This is a genomic window from Ralstonia flaminis (genome assembly GCF_958415495.1).
In the GTDB taxonomy this organism is placed as follows: domain Bacteria; phylum Pseudomonadota; class Gammaproteobacteria; order Burkholderiales; family Burkholderiaceae; genus Ralstonia; species Ralstonia flaminis.
On sequence record NZ_CATZLL010000001.1, the window covers coordinates 64573 to 81258 of the forward strand.

Annotated in this window: 18 protein-coding genes; 4 read left to right on the forward strand and 14 right to left on the reverse strand. The window is 63.6% G+C overall.

Annotated elements, in window-relative coordinates:
* Positions 1 to 86 precede the first annotated feature (86 nt).
* From R2N11_RS00320 to R2N11_RS00335, 4 genes are all read left to right on the forward strand, one after another.
* Positions 87 to 554, forward strand: a complete 468-nt coding sequence (locus R2N11_RS00320) for a PaaI family thioesterase (RefSeq protein ID WP_316679745.1) — start codon at positions 87 to 89, stop codon at positions 552 to 554.
* Between the two features lie 47 nt (positions 555 to 601).
* Positions 602 to 1861 (forward strand): acyl-CoA dehydrogenase family protein, encoded by a 1260-nt coding sequence (locus R2N11_RS00325; protein ID WP_199031858.1) that lies wholly within the window; start codon positions 602 to 604, stop codon positions 1859 to 1861.
* Between the two features lie 169 nt (positions 1862 to 2030).
* Positions 2031 to 2723, forward strand: a complete 693-nt coding sequence (locus tag R2N11_RS00330; RefSeq protein ID WP_199031859.1) for a glutathione binding-like protein — start codon at positions 2031 to 2033, stop codon at positions 2721 to 2723.
* A gap of 130 nt (positions 2724 to 2853) precedes the next feature.
* Positions 2854 to 3513 (forward strand): methyltransferase family protein, encoded by a 660-nt coding sequence (locus R2N11_RS00335; RefSeq protein ID WP_316679746.1) that lies wholly within the window; start codon positions 2854 to 2856, stop codon positions 3511 to 3513.
* Positions 3514 to 3529: 16 nt separating this feature from the next.
* Here the strand turns inward: R2N11_RS00335 and R2N11_RS00340 are convergent, their stop codons facing one another.
* The 14 genes from R2N11_RS00340 to urtA all read right to left on the reverse strand — a co-directional run bounded on the left by R2N11_RS00340 (position 3530) and on the right by urtA (position 16563).
* Positions 3530 to 3832 carry a hypothetical protein gene (locus R2N11_RS00340; protein ID WP_316679747.1) on the reverse strand — a complete coding sequence of 101 codons (303 nt, stop codon included), beginning with the start codon at positions 3830 to 3832 and terminating at the stop codon, positions 3530 to 3532.
* Positions 3833 to 3899: 67 nt separating this feature from the next.
* Positions 3900 to 4532, reverse strand: coding sequence for an urease accessory protein UreG (gene ureG, locus R2N11_RS00345; protein ID WP_031329372.1), 633 nt, complete (start codon positions 4530 to 4532; stop codon positions 3900 to 3902).
* 5 nt (positions 4533 to 4537) lie between these two features.
* Entirely contained in the window at positions 4538 to 5227 is a 690-nt protein-coding gene (locus tag R2N11_RS00350) for an urease accessory protein UreF (protein WP_316680017.1), read from the reverse strand.
* Entirely contained in the window at positions 5220 to 5864 is a 645-nt protein-coding gene (gene ureE, locus R2N11_RS00355) for an urease accessory protein UreE (RefSeq protein ID WP_316679748.1), read from the reverse strand. Before ureE ends, R2N11_RS00350 begins: the two co-directional genes overlap by 8 nt.
* Before the next feature lie 921 nt (positions 5865 to 6785).
* The gene (ureC, locus tag R2N11_RS00360; protein ID WP_316679749.1) at positions 6786 to 8504 is read right to left on the reverse strand and encodes an urease subunit alpha; all 1719 of its coding nucleotides are present in this window, start codon (positions 8502 to 8504) and stop codon (positions 6786 to 6788) included.
* A 13-nt stretch (positions 8505 to 8517) separates the two neighbouring features.
* Positions 8518 to 8823 (reverse strand): urease subunit beta, encoded by a 306-nt coding sequence (locus R2N11_RS00365; RefSeq protein ID WP_316679750.1) that lies wholly within the window; start codon positions 8821 to 8823, stop codon positions 8518 to 8520.
* Positions 8824 to 8840: 17 nt separating this feature from the next.
* Positions 8841 to 9458 (reverse strand): HupE/UreJ family protein, encoded by a 618-nt coding sequence (locus tag R2N11_RS00370; protein ID WP_316679751.1) that lies wholly within the window; start codon positions 9456 to 9458, stop codon positions 8841 to 8843.
* Between the two features lie 26 nt (positions 9459 to 9484).
* Complete coding sequence (gene ureA, locus R2N11_RS00375) at positions 9485 to 9787, reverse strand: urease subunit gamma (protein ID WP_199031866.1); 303 nt, start codon at positions 9785 to 9787, stop codon at positions 9485 to 9487.
* A gap of 52 nt (positions 9788 to 9839) precedes the next feature.
* A complete protein-coding gene (locus tag R2N11_RS00380; RefSeq protein WP_316679752.1) occupies positions 9840 to 10727 on the reverse strand; it encodes an urease accessory protein UreD in 888 nt (295 codons plus the stop codon).
* Positions 10728 to 10817: 90 nt separating this feature from the next.
* A complete protein-coding gene (urtE, locus tag R2N11_RS00385; protein WP_199033230.1) occupies positions 10818 to 11510 on the reverse strand; it encodes an urea ABC transporter ATP-binding subunit UrtE in 693 nt (230 codons plus the stop codon).
* A gap of 1 nt (position 11511) precedes the next feature.
* Entirely contained in the window at positions 11512 to 12363 is an 852-nt protein-coding gene (urtD, locus tag R2N11_RS00390) for an urea ABC transporter ATP-binding protein UrtD (RefSeq protein WP_316679753.1), read from the reverse strand.
* On the reverse strand, positions 12360 to 13541 hold the full coding sequence (gene urtC, locus R2N11_RS00395; RefSeq protein ID WP_316679754.1) for an urea ABC transporter permease subunit UrtC: 1182 nt from the start codon (positions 13539 to 13541) through the stop codon (positions 12360 to 12362). Before urtC ends, urtD begins: the two co-directional genes overlap by 4 nt.
* A 3-nt stretch (positions 13542 to 13544) precedes the next feature.
* Positions 13545 to 15185, reverse strand: coding sequence for an urea ABC transporter permease subunit UrtB (gene urtB / locus R2N11_RS00400; protein WP_316679755.1), 1641 nt, complete (start codon positions 15183 to 15185; stop codon positions 13545 to 13547).
* 106 nt (positions 15186 to 15291) lie between these two features.
* A complete protein-coding gene (gene urtA, locus R2N11_RS00405; protein WP_199031607.1) occupies positions 15292 to 16563 on the reverse strand; it encodes an urea ABC transporter substrate-binding protein in 1272 nt (423 codons plus the stop codon).
* Positions 16564 to 16686 lie beyond the last annotated feature (123 nt).

Here is a 16686-nt window from a genome sequence, read left to right on the forward strand (position 1 = left end):
GATGAATGGCAATCTACGAAATTCATTTCTCTTATTGTAGGCGAAGGCTTAAGCTGCGGGCATTGATGTGAGTGAGGCCATGTGCCATGACCACAGCCACCGACCTGACCGTGCCGACTGTGCCTACGGGCTTCGACCTGCTGAACAAGCCGAGCCCCTTCCTGACGATGCTGGGGCCGGTATACGCCCGTGGCATGGGGCCGTCGATGGTGATGGGCTTTCACGTGGGTCACCACCACCTGAACCGGCGCGGCATCCTGCACGGCGGCGTGGTCGCATCGCTGGCCGATGCGGCGCTCGGATACTGCCTGGCCGACCCCGCCAGCGGTGACGACAAGGCAGGCGTGCTTGCCATGTCCACCGCCAGCCTGACGGTCGACTTCATCGCTTCCGCTGGTGAAGGCGACTGGATCGAAATCACTCCAGAAGGTTTGCGCACCGGCAGCAAGCTGGCGTTTGCGCAGGCCCTGTTCCATCGCGGCGACCGGCTCGTCGCGCGCGCCAGTGCCGTGTTTGCGGTGCTGGGCGGGCGAATCAACGTGCCGGTCCAGTAGCTGATTGCCTGTTCGAGACGCTTGTTCGACGTATCTGAGGAGACACCATGAATTTCGATTACACGCCCAAGGTCAAGGAGATGCAGGAACGCCTGCTCGCCTTCTTCGACCAGCACATCTACCCGAACGAGCATCGTTTCCACGAAGAAATCGAAGCGAACCGCCGTGCCGGTAACGCGTGGATTCCGACCAAGGTCATCGAAGAACTCAAGCCGCTGGCGCGCAAGGCCGGGCTGTGGAACCTGTTCCTGCCGCGCTCGCCGCGCGCACCGGAAGGTCTGTCGAACCTGGAATACGCGCCGCTGTGCGAGATCATGGGCCGGGTGCCCTGGGCGCCGGAAGTGTTCAACTGCTCCGCGCCGGACACCGGCAACATGGAAACGCTGGAGCGCTACGCATCGGAAGCATTGAAGGACCGCTGGCTGGAACCGCTGCTGCGCGGCGAGATCCGCTCCGCCTTCCTGATGACCGAACCGGCCGTGGCTTCGTCGGACGCCACCAACATCGAATGCCGCATCGAGCGCCAGGGCGATGAGTACGTCATCAACGGCCGCAAGTGGTGGTCGTCGGGCGCCGGCGACCCGCGCTGCGCCGTGTACATCGTCATGGGCAAGACCAACCCGGACGCTGGCCGCCACGAGCAGCAATCAATGATCGTCGTGCCGGCCGATGCGCCGGGCATCACCGTCATGCGCCCGCTGACGGTGTTCGGTTACGACGACGCCCCGCACGGCCACATGGAAGTCGACCTCAAGAACGTGCGCGTGCCGGTGGGTAACATCCTGCTGGGCGAAGGCCGCGGCTTTGAGATCGCGCAGGGCCGCCTCGGCCCGGGCCGTATCCACCACTGCATGCGCAGCATTGGCGTGGCTGAACGCGCGCTCGAGTTGATGTGCAAGCGCCTGTCGTCGCGCGTGGCGTTCGGCAAGGCCATCGCCCAGCACAGCGTGTGGCACGAACGCATTGCCGAAGCGCGCTGCATGATTGAACAGGCCCGCCTGCTCACGCTCAAGGCCGCGTACATGATGGACACCGTCGGCAACAAGGTCGCCAAGGCCGAGATTGCGATGATCAAGGTCGTGGCCCCGAACATCGCCTGCCAGATCGTCGACTGGGCGATCCAGGCACATGGCGGCGGCGGCGTGTCGGGCGACTTCCCGCTGGCTTCGGCCTACGCGCACCAGCGCACGCTGCGCCTGGCAGACGGCCCGGACGAAGTGCACCGCGCCGCCATCGCCAAGCTGGAGTTGGCCAAGCACCTGCACCTGAAAGACGTGGTCGACATGCCAATCACACGCGGCGCCTGACCTGCTGCACGGTTGTACCGTTCACTCCTTAACCCCGCCTTGAGCGGGGATTTTTTTGTCCGCGCCCATCGTCTGCGCGTTTTTTCGTTCTGTGCTGGAATGGAACACTTTTGCGGGCTGCTGGTGGCCTGCACGTCCCTTCTCTGCCAGAGGCCAAGGAGCCAACTCGATGATCGACGTCTATAGCTGGGCCACGCCCAACGGGCACAAAGTGCACATCATGCTGGAGGAATGCGAGCTGCCTTATCGCGTTCACGGCATCAACATCGGCGCCGGCGACCAGTTCAAGCCCGACTTCCTGAAGATCAGCCCGAACAACAAGATCCCGGCCATCGTTGATCAGGACGGCCCGGATGGCCAGCCCATCTCGCTGTTCGAATCGGGCGCGATTCTGCTGTACCTCGCTGGCAAGACCGGCAAGTTCATCCCCGAAGACGTGCGCGGCAAGTACGAAGTGCTGCAGTGGCTGATGTTCCAGATGGGCGGCGTCGGCCCGATGCTCGGCCAAGCGCACCACTTCCGCATCTACGCGCCGGAAAAAATCGAATACGCCATCAACCGCTACAGCAACGAGGCCAAGCGCCTGTACGGCGTGATCGACAAGCGCCTGTCGGAATCCAAGTACCTGGGCGGCGCGGACTACTCCATCGCTGACATCGCCACGTGGCCGTGGCTGCGCAGCTGGAAGAACCAGGGGATCGAGCTGTCGGATTACCCCAAGCTGCAGCGCTGGTTCGAGGCCATTGAAGAACGCCCGGCCGTGCAACGCGCGGTGAAGGTGCTGGCCAAGGAGCGGCCCGCCCTGCAGGACGACAAGGCCAAGGAAGTGCTGTTTGGCGCGACGCAGTACCAGCGCCGTTGATTGCGCATCTTTGCTTCAAGAAACAGGCCGCGCGATGTGATCTGGCGCGGCCTTTTCTTTTGGGCGCTATCAATGCAGCCATCAGGCACGAGGCCTACACTGGGCGCATTCGGATTCTCTTGGGGCAGTCATGGCGGCATCGGCCAAGCTTCGCGTTGGGGCGGTGATTTCGGTACTCGGTTACCTCGCGCTCGCGGCGTGGGGCTGGGGTGGCGTTGGCCCCCTGCTCGCAAATCCCGCGCGCGTGGCACTGGTGGTGGTGACGATCGCCCTCACGGTTGCCGCGCTGTTTGCAGGCGGCAACCTCAGCGCAGGTGAGCGCGAAGATCGATCCAACCGCTGGGTCCTGCCGGTGTTCGGCCTGATTGGCGTCGTCAGTGCCTGGCTGCCGGCTTACACGGATCGGCATGACTTCTGGTGCATCGACGGCGATGCCGTGCGGTGGCTGGGCGTCGTGCTCTACGCTGCAGGCGGCGCACTGCGGCTGTGGCCGGTGCACGTGCTGGGCAACCGGTTCAGCGGGCTGGTGGCAATCCAGCCGGGCCATACGCTGGTCACCGGTGGGATCTACCAATACGTGCGCAACCCCAGCTACCTCGGGTTGCTGGTGAGCACGCTGGGCTGGGGCCTGGGGTTCCGGGCGCTGGCCGGCGTAGTGCTGACGCTGCTGCTGATTCCCCCGCTGGTTGCGCGCATGCGTGCGGAGGAAGCCCTGCTGCAATCGCAGTTCGGTGCACAGTACGACGCGTACCGCGCCCGAACCTGGCGCCTGATTCCGGGGGTGTATTGACGCGAACGCTCCGGTCTCAGCTCGATAACGCAAAACACTGCACATCAGGCGCCGTGTACACCGTCGGATACGGTGCCCGCGGCCCGCTTTGCAACCGCAATGGTTGCGTGGCCAGCACTTCGGCTTCGTTGCGCTCACGGGTGCTCAGTGGCGCAGGCGGCGGACTCGGTAGTTGTGCTGGCTGATTCACGGCACAGCGCACCGGCTTTCCATCAGCCAGTTGCACATCCATCGTGTAGTAGGGCCCGACGATAGCTGGCGCGCACGCGGCAACCGCGCACGCCGCCGCAATCAGTACCACTCCATGCAGCGTCTTCATCACCCACCTCCGCAACGAGCATCCCTGCCAGTTTGACTCGCCACGTTGCAAGCGAGTGCCCGCCGCATCAAGCCGAGGCCGAAGCGCTCAGCATGCCCTGCCGCTCAATGAAGCGGATGACCTCATCCAGCCCACCCTGCGCCCGCAGGTTGCACATCACGAAGGGCCGGTCGCCACGCATCTTGCGCGTGTCGCTTTCCATCACCTCTAGGTTGGCGCCGACGTACGGAGCCAGATCCGTCTTGTTGATGATGAGCAGGTCCGACTTGGTGATGCCCGGGCCACCCTTGCGCGGAATCTTCTCCCCGCCCGCCACGTCGATCACGTAGATGGTCAGGTCCGATAGCTCTGGGCTGAAGGTGGCCGCGAGGTTGTCACCGCCCGATTCGATAAAGACCACGTCCGCATCCGGAAACTTGGAGAGCATGCGGTCCACGGCCTCCAGGTTGATCGACGCATCTTCGCGGATGGCGGTGTGCGGGCAGCCGCCCGTCTCCACACCCATGATGCGCTCGGCCGGCAACGCACCGGAGATCGTCAGCAGACGCTGGTCTTCCTTGGTGTAGATGTCATTGGTGATCGCCACGAGGTCGTAGCGCTCACGCATGGCCTTGCAAAGCATCTCGAGCAGCGTGGTCTTGCCGGAGCCCACCGGGCCGCCCACGCCGACGCGCAGGGCTGGAAGTTTCTTGGTACGCATGATGTTCATGAACGAAAGAGTCTTGAGTATTGGGTCTCATGCCGGGCCGACAGCACACCCAGTCCCGGCGAGAACGTCGACAGTTCCGGCGGATGACACGCCGCGCGGCGTGTAGCTTCTTCCACCGCGTTTGCAACCGCGGCATGCAGGCCAAAGAGAATGCGCTGCCCCGCCGCCTGCCCCAGCGGCACGGCCTTCACGGCCGCCGCCATCTGGTTTTCCACCCACGCAAAGCAGTACGCCGTCACACCGTCGTGCGGGTCGACGCTCAGCGCGGCCGCCGCCGCCGCAAATGCCGTCGGAAACGCCACCGACGCACGTGCCGACAGCGCTGCGCGCAATGCATCATCGCCCCATTCCATCTGCTGGATCAGGCGACTGAGCGACCAGCCCATCTGCGAGGTCTCCAAGCGCAGTTCGCGCGTCTCGCGCGTGGCAAGAAACCACGCATCGCGCACGGCCACGGCATCGAAGCGACCGGCCTGCCAGTCGGCAAACTGCAGCAACCACAGCGGCGCCTCGCACGCAGCGAGCACGTCGAGCCCTTCGGCAATCCACTTCGCAGCGGATGCCTCGTCGCCCACATGCCGCACATCCACCGCCGCCTCCAGCCCCTGCGAGTAGCTGAACGCGCCCACTGGCAACGCCGGGGACGCCAGGTGCAGCAAGGCGGTCAGCTGGGCCACGCTAGTCATGGTGGTGATGGCCGCAGCCGGGGCCGTGCACATGACCATGATCGTGGCTGTGGTCATGGCCATGGGAATGACTATGACTATGACTATGCCCATGGTCATGCGCGTGATCGTGATCGTGCCCGTGATGCTCGTGAAACAGCGCCTGCGCAGTGGCGTAATCCTCTTCGAAGGTTGCATCGTGGCCATGGCGATGGCCACCGCCGTAGGCACCCGCCTCCGGCTCGAACGGCGCTTGCACATGCGCGACGGTCACACCCAGGCGCACGAGCATGTCTTCGAGCACCGGATCGGCTTCAAGCTGCAGGGCATCGGCGCTGACCTGCACGGGCGTGTGGCGATTGCCGAGGTGGTATGCAGCGCGCATCAGTGCGAGGCGGTTGTCGCTGGTCACGCGCAGCACCTGCTCCGGCGCGGCCTGCACCTCCACCAGCGTGCCGTCTTCTGCGACGAGCACGTCGCCACCACGCATGACCGTACCGCGTGGCAATACCACCGCCACTTCAAGGCCATCGTCGAGCGTGGCACGCAGGCGGCTGCGGCTGCGTTCCAGAAACGGCAGCACCAGCTTGGGCGCACGCTTGACCAGCACGGGGGCCAGGCCATGCGGCGCGGGAAGATGTTTGTTGATCGAAAGCATTGTCAGGGCCTATTCGTACTTCAACTGCTGAACTTGAACCATGAGGTTCTGAACGTCATGGGCCGCAGTTCTGAACTTCAAACATGGAGTTCTGGACTCGGGATACCGGGTTCTGAACTTCAACCGTCGGGTTGCAGACTCCGATTTTGGGGTTCTGAACCCCATACCTTGGTGTTTCGGACTGCATAGCTCGCGTTCTGAACTGCAAGCATGGGGTTTTGGACTTCAAACTTGGAGTTCTGAACTTTGGATGTTGGGTTCTCGACTTCCAATGTTGGGTTCTGGGCACTAGTGGTACATCCCTGCTTTCTCCCCCTGCCGGGGGCGACTCACTTTCTTTGTCTTGCCAAAGAAAGTAAGCAAAGAAAGGCGCGCCCGATGCGGCGACTTCCCCTTGAATTTATGTCGCAAGGAGGGAGTGCAGGCAACTCGCTACGCTCAAACAGGCCTGCACTCTTTTTCCTCCTTGCAACAGAAATTCAAGGCGCCGCATAGGGCAGGGGTAAAGCACACCATCGTTTGCCAGTGCTCCACGTTGTCTTGCACTGTCTTTGTCCCCTGCCTTATCGATCTCATTCACTCTGCTTGGCTGCCACGGCCCTCTCTTGCTCCGCACCTCTTCCGGCTTGCCTCACCGCTTCCACTTATTCACCGTCGGTTTGGCCTTTGACGTTCCTGCCCTTGATGGCGCCTTGGATTTTTGTAAGCGGGCGGAAAAAAGACGGGGAACTGTCTGAGCGCAGCGAGTTTTCCCCGTCTCCGCCCGGTTGCACAAATCCAAGGGGAAGTCGCCATCTCGGGCGCGCCTTTCTTTTGCTTACTTTTCTTTGGCAAGACAAAGAAAAGTGAGTCGGCCCCGGCAGGGGACGATACAAGGGATGGACCAAAAACAAAAAAAAAAAAAGCCCACCCCACCCCTCACTAGAACAAGAAATACCGCTGCGCCATCGGCAACACCTCAGCCGGCTCACACGTCAGCACCACACCATCGGCCACCACCTGATACGTCTCCGGATCCACACTGATATCCGGCTGCCAGTCGTTATGAATCATGTCCGCCTTGCTGACAGTACGCGTGCCCTTGACCACCGCCGTGGTCTTCGCAAGCCCATACTGTTCCGCCACACCAGCGGCAGCCGCCGACTGCGACAGAAAGCTCAACGACGTGCGCCCCAACGCCCCACCCGCAGCCCCGAACATCGGCCGATAGTGCACAGGCTGCGGCGTCGGGATCGACGCATTGGCATCCCCCATCGCAGCGGAGGCAATCATGCCGCCCTTGAGGATCAGGCTGGGCTTCACCCCAAAGAACGCCGGCTTCCACAACACCAGGTCCGCCCACTTGCCGACTTCAACCGAGCCAACTTCATGCGCAATGCCATGCGTAAGCGCCGGGTTGATCGTGTACTTCGTCACATAGCGCTTGACGCGGAAGTTGTCATGCCCGCCGCGCGCATCGTTCGGGTCACCCGCCAGCTTGCCGCGCTGCACCTTCATCTTGTGCGCGGTCTGCCAGGTGCGCAGGACCACTTCACCCACGCGACCCATGGCTTGCGAATCGCTGGAGATCATCGAGAACGCACCCAGGTCATGCAGGATGTCTTCAGCGGCGATGGTCTCGCGGCGGATGCGGCTTTCGGCAAAGGCGATGTCTTCAGCGATGGACGCATCGAGGTGGTGACATACCATCAGCATGTCGAGGTGCTCGTCCAGCGTATTGACGGTGAACGGCCGCGTCGGGTTGGTGGACGACGGCAGCACGTTCGACTCGCCGCACACGCGGATGATGTCGGGTGCATGCCCGCCACCCGCCCCTTCGGTGTGATACGTGTGGATCGTGCGGCCCTTGAACGCGGCAACGGTCGCTTCCACAAAGCCTGATTCGTTCAGCGTATCGGTATGGATGGCAACCTGCGTGTCGGTGTCGTCGGCCACACCAAGGCAGCAGTCGATGGCGGCAGGCGTGGAGCCCCAGTCCTCGTGCAGCTTCAGGCCGATGGCACCCGCGTCGACTTGCTCGCGCAGCGGGCCCGGCAGGCTGCCGTTGCCCTTGCCCAGAAAGCCGATGTTCATGGGATACGCATCGGCGGCCTGCAGCATGCGCTGCATGTACCAAGGGCCGGATGTGCACGTGGTGGCGTAGGTGCCGGTGGCCGGCCCGGTACCACCGCCGATCATCGTCGTCACGCCGCTGTTGAGCGCTTCGTCAATCTGCTGCGGGCAGATGAAGTGAATGTGCGTGTCGACGCCACCGGCGGTGACGATCATCCCCTCGCCCGCGATGATCTCGGTGCCGGGGCCGATGACGATGGTCACGCCGGGCTGGATGTCGGGGTTGCCCGCTTTGCCGATCGCGGAGATGCGACCGTTCTTCAAGCCGATGTCGGCCTTGACGATGCCCCAGTGGTCAATGATGAGCGCGTTGGTGATGACGGTGTCGGCGCAGTCCTTCGATTCGCGCTGGCTCTGGCCCATGCCGTCGCGGATGACCTTGCCGCCGCCGAATTTCACTTCTTCGCCGTAGATGGTGAAGTCGCGTTCGACTTCAACGATGAGGTCGGTGTCGGCCAGGCGCAGTCGGTCGCCCGTGGTGGGGCCGAACATTTCCGCATAGGCGCGGCGGGAGATTTTCAGTGTCATGTCCGTGCCTCGATCAAAGCTTGCCCATCACACGGCCAGCAAAGCCGTAGACCACGCGATCACCGGCCAGCGCCACGAGTTCGACCGTGCGTTCCTGTCCCGGCTCGAAGCGCACGGCGGTGCCAGCGGCAATGTTGAGCCGGTAGCCGCGCGTGGCATCGCGATCAAAGCGCAGCGCGTCGTTGACTTCAAAGAAGTGGTAGTGCGAGCCGATCTGCACGGGGCGGTCGCCGGTGTTGGCCACCGTCACCGTCAACGTGGGGCGGCCCACATTCAATTCGAGGTCGCCGTCTTGCGGCAGGAGTTCGCCGGGGATCATGATTGCGCCTCTTGCCCTTAGACCGCAGCCACCAGCAGGCCCGCGCCGTACAGCGCCACGCCCACGCCCGACAGACGCGCCAGCCACGCCAGGCGCGGCTTGAGCGCAAACCCTGCGCCAATGCCCGCGGTATGCAGCAGCGCCGTCGCCACGGCAAAGCCACCGACGAAGTACGGGAACATGGCCTGTGCGCCAGCCGGGAATTCCGTGCCGTGCGCGTAGCCGTGGAACAGCGCGAACGCGCCACACAAGAGCGCACCAGCCCACGTGGGCATCTGCGCGCGTGCAGCGATCAGCAAACCGAACACCAGCAGCGATGCGGCGATCATTGGCTCGGCCATCGGCAGGGCCACGCCGCCCGCGCCAAGCATGGCGCCCATGACCATCAGCGCGACAAAGGCGACGGGCGCCCACAGTGCATCACGCACCGAACGCGAGGCCAGTGCGCTCCACACGCCCACGGCCACCATCGCCAACAGGTGGTCGGCTCCCGTCAAGGGGTGCAGGAAACCGGCGAGCAGGCTGCCCTCGGCGGTATGGCCCGGATGCCCCGGGTGCGCGAAGGCGATGGAAGCGCCAAGCGTAAGCGCAATGGCAACAGCAGGCCGCACGATGCGAGACAGGGTGTGTGTCATGGCAGGACTCGTTCTGTAATTGGCGATCAAACAATCGGGTGGTGAACGGTGACCAGCTTGGTACCGTCGGGAAACGTGGCTTCGACCTGGATGTCGGGAATCATCTCGGCGACACCGTCCATCACGTCATTGCGTGAGAGGAGCGTGGTGCCGTAGTGCATCAGCTCGGCCACGGTACGGCCGTCACGCGCACCTTCCATGATGGCGGCGCTGATGAAGGCAACGGCTTCCGGGTAGTTGAGCTTGAGGCCACGGCCCTTGCGGCGCTCGGCCAGCAAGGCGGCGGTGAAGATCAGCAGCTTGTCTTTTTCGCGCGGGGTCAGTTCCACGTGGGGCTCTCTTCGGTGAGGGTCTATGGGAGTTCAGTTAGACGGCGCAGGGTCACGTCGCCCAGAGTCGCAGTGGACGGCCTGGCACACCATGCATCGGTTCACGCAGCGCCAGCCAGGTCTGTGACAGCAAGGCGCGCACATCTTCGGGCCGGCGTGCGAGCACGCGCAGCAGCAAAACGTTTGGCAGGCCGGGCGCGTCCTGGGTGATGCAGGTCACGCCAGCACGGAGGGTGTCGTTGTACGGCAGGTGCTCGGCCATCGCCTCGGCCAGGGCTTCAGTCGCGCCCTCGCCCACCGCCCAAAGCGTGCCGACGACGTGAAAACCGGACATGCCTGTCGTCGCACTCAGCACGGGCGACTGCGCATCAAACGCTGCGGACTCGATCCACAATGGCTGGCCGTTGCAGCGCAATGCCGTGTGCATGGCGATGCGGCCTTCGGCCCATGACTCGCCGGCGGCGTGTCGGCCGAGCATGGTGGTATCCCAGCCGATGGCGGTGGCGCCGGGGGCCAGATCCAGCATCAGATCAATGATCGGGCACGCCTGGTTGAAGACGATGTTCTCCTGCGGCAGCCAGTCGAGCCGCCCGCCTTCATCCACGCGGATGGCAACGCGCTGCGTAGCCGTGCGGCCGAGCGACTTGTACCACTTGGTCGCGCCCGGCGTAGTCAGCAATGCGTGGGCGCCTGCATCCAACTCGATGTCGATGTCGAGCACATCGCCGCCGGCTATGCCTGCTGGCGGGTGCAGCATGACCACATGGCACACCCCCTCGCCTTCCGGATACAGCGCTTTCTGCACCCGCAATGGCCCGCGATGCTGGCACGACGCCAGCACGGTCCGCTCCCCCCGGCGCGCAAACGCCAGCCGCAGGGAGGCTTCCCAGGACGCGAAAGAATCGGTCTGCGGCGGAACAGGAAAATCGGGATGGCGCATCAGTGGTGCTGCACTGCAGCTAGGATTTTTCTCATCATAGCCAGATGCCGCAGGTTTCGCACTCGACTTTTTCTGCAAGACACCTGTGCGTCAAACAGCGACCAAGTCGCGTACGCCATCGGCTTCCATGTTGGCGCCGTCGCCCTGGGCGATGACCTCGCCACGGCTCATGACGACATAGCGATCCGCAATGCTGCGGGCGAAATCGTAGTACTGCTCGACCAGCAGCACCGACATGCCGAATTCGTCCACCAGACGGCGCAACGTGCGGCCGATCTCCTGGATGATCGACGGCTGAATGCCCTCGGTCGGTTCGTCCAGGATCAGCAGGCGCGGCTCGCTCATCAGCGCGCGGCCGATCGCCAGTTGCTGCTGCTGGCCGCCGGACAGATCGCCACCGCGCCGCCCCTTCATCTCCTTGAGCACCGGAAACAGCGCATAGATCGAATCGGGCACCTTGGACGGCGCGCGCTTGGCGGCAGCCCCGATCAGCAGGTTCTCTTCCACCGTCAGGCGCGGAAAAATCTCGCGGCCTTGCGGCACATAGGCGAGGCCCTGGGAGACCCGCTCATACGCGGGCAGCTTCTGGATGGCGTGCCCTTCCCAATCGATCGCGCCGCTGGCAGTGGGCACCACGCCCATCAGGCACTTGAGCAGCGTTGTCTTACCCACGCCGTTGCGGCCGAGCAGCGTGGTCAGCTTGCCTGCCGGCACCTCGAAGCTGACATTGCGCAGGATGTGGCTGCCGCCGTAAAACTGGTTCAGTTGCTGGACCTGCAACATATCAACGCCCCAAATACGATTCAATGACACGCTCGTCACGCTTGACGGCATCGAGCGTGCCTTCGGCCAGGACGCTGCCCTCGGCCAGCACGGTCACGCGCCCCTTCTCCCCCGCCAGCGCGGCAACGAACTCCATGTCGTGCTCGACCACCATGATCGAGCACGAGCCACGCAGGCCGTTGAGCAGCGCGGCCAGTTGCATCGTCTCCTCATCCGTCATGCCGGCGACGGGCTCATCGAGCAGCAGCAGTTGCGGTTGCTGCATCAGCAGCATGCCGATCTCCAGCCGCTGCTTCTGCCCGTGCGAGAGCAGGCCGGCAGGCCGATACGCCTCTGCTTCCAGGTGGATGCGGCCAAGCGTTTCTTCGATGCGCTGGCGGCCGTCATTCAGCAATCGGGCGCGCAGCGACACCCACCAGCGCTTGTCAGCCTTCATCGCCAGTTCGAGGTTCTCCCACACGGTGTGCTGCTCGAATACGGTGGGCTTCTGGAACTTCCGGCCGATGCCGATCTGCGCGATGCGAGGTTCGGTCAGTCGCAGCAGGTCGATGCTCTGACCAAGGAACACCCGGCCCGTGACATCCGCATTGCGCGGGCCGGTCTTGCCGGTGATCACGTCCATCATCGTGGTCTTGCCCGCGCCGTTGGGGCCGATAATGCAGCGCAGCTCGCCGTGGTCGATCGACAGCGTGAGCGCGTTCAGCGCGCGAAAGCCGCCAAAGCGCACCGTCACGTCTTCGAGATACAGGATGGCGCCGTGCGAGACATCAATCGTGTCCGGCTCGACCAGGTGGCCCATGCCGGTGGCGGTGCCGGTTTCCGCGCGGTCGGGGAGTTCGGTAAAGGTGCTCATGCGTGGTCTCCGGCGGGGGGTGCGGCGGTGGCTGCCGTAGCTTCGGGCGCCTTGGCTTGCGTGGGCACGCGCTTCTGTACGCGCAGCCCGGCCCAAAGCCCCAGCACGCCGTTCGGCAGATACAGCGTCACCAGCACGAAGATCGCCCCGAGCACGAACAGCCAGTACTCCGGCACCCACGCCGTCAGCAGCGTCTTGGCCCCGTTGACGAGGAACGCGCCGATGATCGGGCCGACAAGCGTGCCGCGCCCACCCACGGCCACCCACACGGCCATCTCGATCGAGTTGCCCGGCGACATCTCGCCTGGGTTGATGATGCCGACCTGCGGCACGTACAGCGCCCCTGCAATGCCACACAGCACCGCAGAGAACGTCCACACGAACAGCTTGTAGCCGAGCGGGTTGTAGCCGGAGAACATCACGCGCGCTTCGGCATCACGAATGGCCGTGACCACGCGCCCAAACTTGGAGGTGACGATCGCGCGGCAGGCGATGAATGCCAGCACCAGCGCCACAAACGTCGCGACAAAGAGCACCGTGCGGGTCGACAACGCGGCAATCGGGAAGCCAAGAATGCGCTTGAAATCGGTAAAGCCGTTGTTGCCGCCAAAGCCCGTTTCATTGCGGAAGAACAGCAGCATGGCCGCATACGTCATCGCTTGCGTGATGATCGACAGGTACACGCCTTTCACGCGCGAGCGGAAGGCGAAGAAGCCGAACAGCCAAGCCAGCACGCCGGGCACCAGAATCACCAGCAGCATGGCCCAGGCGAAATGCTCGGTGCCGTGCCAGAACCAGGGCAACTCCTTCCAGTCGAGGAAGACCATAAAGTCCGGCAGGTCGCTTTTGTACACGCCGTCCCGGCCGATCGAGCGCATCAGGTACATGCCCATCGCGTAACCGCCCAGCGCGAAGAACACGCCATGGCCGAGGCTCAGGATGCCGCAGTAGCCCCACACCAGATCAAGCGCCAATGCCGCCAGTGCGTAGCACATGATCTTGCCGATCAAGGTGAGCGCATACGCCGACAGATGCAGCGGGCTGCCCTCCGGCACCAGCAGCGCGCACACCGGTGCCCCGATGCAGACGATGAGAGACACCAGCACCAGCGCAGACCACCCGCGCCGCGACAGCAACGGCATGCGCGCCGGAATATCGAGAGAGAACTTGGTCGTCATGGATCAGGCCTCCGCGCTGCGGCCCTTGAGGGCGAACAGGCCCTGCGGACGCTTCTGGATGAACAGCACGATCAGCACCAGCACGATGATCTTCGCCAGCACCGCGCCGTAGAACGGCTCAATGAACTTGTTGATGAGCCCCAGCCCAAACGCACCAATGATGGTGCCGGCCAACTGCCCCACCCCGCCCAGCACCACGGCCATGAACGAATCGATGATGTAGCTCTGACCGAGATCCGGCCCGACGTTACCGATCTGCGAAAGCGCGCAGCCACCCAGCCCGGCAATGCCCGCACCGAAAGCGAAAGCGTAGCTGTCCACCTTCCACGTGCGCACGCCCACGCAGGCGGCCATCGTGCGGTTCTGCGTCGTGGCGCGTACGAACAAGCCCAGGCGCGTGCGGTTGAGTACGGCCCATGCAATCGCCACCACTGCCAGTGCAAACAGCAAAATCACGAGCCGGTTGTACGGCAGGATCAGGCCCGGATACAGCGCAATGCCGCCGCTCATCCAGCTCGGGTTGGCCACCTCCACGTTCTGTGCGCCGAAGATCGAGCGCACGGCCTGCATCAGCAACAGGCTGATCCCGAAGGTGGCAAGCAGCGTTTCCAGCGGACGACCGTACAGATGACGCAGCACAAGCCGCTCCAATGCAAAGCCGACCATGGCCGCCGCCAGAAATGCCGCAGGCAGTGCTGCCGGCAGATACCAGTCGAATGCGTTCGGGAAGTAGTGGCGGAAGATCGTCTGCACCACGTAGGTGGCATACGCGCCGATCATCAGGAACTCGCCGTGCGCCATGTTGATGACGCCGATCAGGCCATAGGTGATGGCCAGCCCCAGTGCAGCGAGCAGCAGCACCGAGCCCAGGCTCAGGCCAGCGAACAGGTTGCCGATCAGCTCGGCCTTGCGCTCCTGTGCCGACAGGCTATCGAGTGCCTGCTGTGCCGCCGCGCGCAGTTCGTCATCCGCCCCACTGTCTTTGGCGAGCAGTGGCGCGATGTGCTGGCGCGTCTGCGGGTTGGTATCCGAGCCCAGCAGCTTGAGTGCTTCGAGCTTCTCGGCATGCGTGCCGTCGTCGAGTGCGAGATTGGCCCACAGCAGATGCAGCTTGGTGCGCAGTTCAGGATCGGTCTCGTGCTTGCGTGCCGCATCGACGATCGGGCGCGAGGCCGTCTCCGGATGCGCGAGCAGCGTGTCGACGGCTTGCGCACGCACGGCGCGGTCGGGTGACTGCAAGACGAAGCCGCTCGCGGCGCTATCGACTTGCGAACGCAACGCGTTGTTCAGCGTGAGGGATTGCAGATCGTCTGCCTTGACCGTCACCGGCTGGCCAGAGACTGCATCGAGATAGCGTTCACCATCCTGGCGCACCATGCCAACAGCGGGCGCGAAGAACAGCGCATCGTTCTGCAAAGCCTGCAGGATGGGGCCAGCCTGTTCAGCAGGCGCGGCAGTCAGTGCGTTGAGCGCCTTCACCTTGGCATCGAAGTCATCTTCGGCCAACGGCTTGAGATCAGCCTGGCTGAGCGAGACGGGAGGTTGCCCGGCAGCCCATGCCGATACAGCGGGCGTTGCAGCCAGACAAAGCGCACACAGCAGCGCAGCAAAGGAATGAGACAACCAGCGGGACAAGCGCATCATGGCAATCCGATGCGTGGCGGCCGGGGTTGAGGCCGCTCCGCCACGTCGTACAGCGTCGTTCAAAGGACAAGCCACGTGCGTCACGTGACCTGCCCGCCTGACTACATCACTTGCTTGCAACCATGTCAGGCTTGCCCTCGTTGCCCGGAATGTATGGGCTCCACGGCTTGGCGCGGATCACTGTCGGCGTCTTCCACACCACGTTGAACTGGCCGTCACCACGTACTTCGCCGATCATCACGGGCTTGCTCAGGTGATGGTTGTTGTTCATCACCAGCGTGAAGCCCGACGGCGCCTTGAACTGCTGGCCGTACATTGCCTGGCGCACCTTGTCCACGTCGGTGGTGCCGGCCTTCTCGACGGCCTGCTTCCACATCATGATGCCGACGTAGGTGGCTTCCATCGGGTCATTGGTGACACGCTTGTCGCCGCCCGGCAGGTTATTGGCCTTCACCCACGCGGCCCACTTCTTCTTGAAATCGTCGTTGACCGGGTTCTTGACCGACATGAAGTAGTTCCACGCTGCAAGCTGGCCAGCCAGCGGCTTGGTGTCGATGCCGCGCAGCTCTTCTTCACCCACCGAGAACGCGACCACCGGCACGTCCTTCGCCTTCAGGCCGGCGTTGCCGAGTTCCTTGTAGAACGGGACATTCGAATCGCCGTTGATCGTGGAGATCACGGCCGTCTTGCCACCCTGGGAGAACTTCTTGATGTTGGCGACGATGGTCTGGTAATCGGCGTGGCCGAACGGCGTGTAGACCTCTTCGATGTCGCTGTCCTTCACGCCCTTGCTGTGCAGGAAGGCGCGCAGGATCTTGTTGGTCGTGCGCGGGTACACGTAATCGGTGCCCAGCAGGAAGAAGCGCTTGGCGCCACCGCCCTCCTTGCTCATCAGGTATTCCACGGCCGGAATGGCCTGCTGGTTGGGTGCAGCCCCCGTGTAGAAGACGTTTCTCGACATCTCCTCGCCTTCGTACTGCACTGGGTAGAACAGCAGGCCGTTGAGCTCCTCATACACCGGCAGCACCGACTTGCGCGACACCGACGTCCAGCAGCCGAACGTGACGGCGACCTTGTCCTGCGTCAGCAGCCCGCGGGCCTTCTCGGCAAACAGCGGCCAGTTCGAAGCCGGGTCCACCACCACCGGCTGCAGCTGGCGGCCGAGCACACCGCCGCTCTTGTTGATCTCGTCGATGGTCATCAGCGCCACGTCTTTGAGCGACGTTTCGGAGATGGCCATGGTGCCCGAGAGCGAATGCAGGATGCCGACCTTGATCGGCTCTTTTGCCTGAGCAAACGCGAGGTTCGGCATGGACGAGAGGGACAACACCGTTGCTGCGGCGACTGCCGACAGCTTCAACAGCTCACGACGTTTCATTGCGGCTCCTTGGGTCTATTGGTGGCGAGAACGACTCCCGGATGCCTAAAGTGCAACTACCGTGCCATCACTTTCCGCTCACCGGATGGGAAATCCGCGCCAAAACGGTGCCAAAGCCGCGCC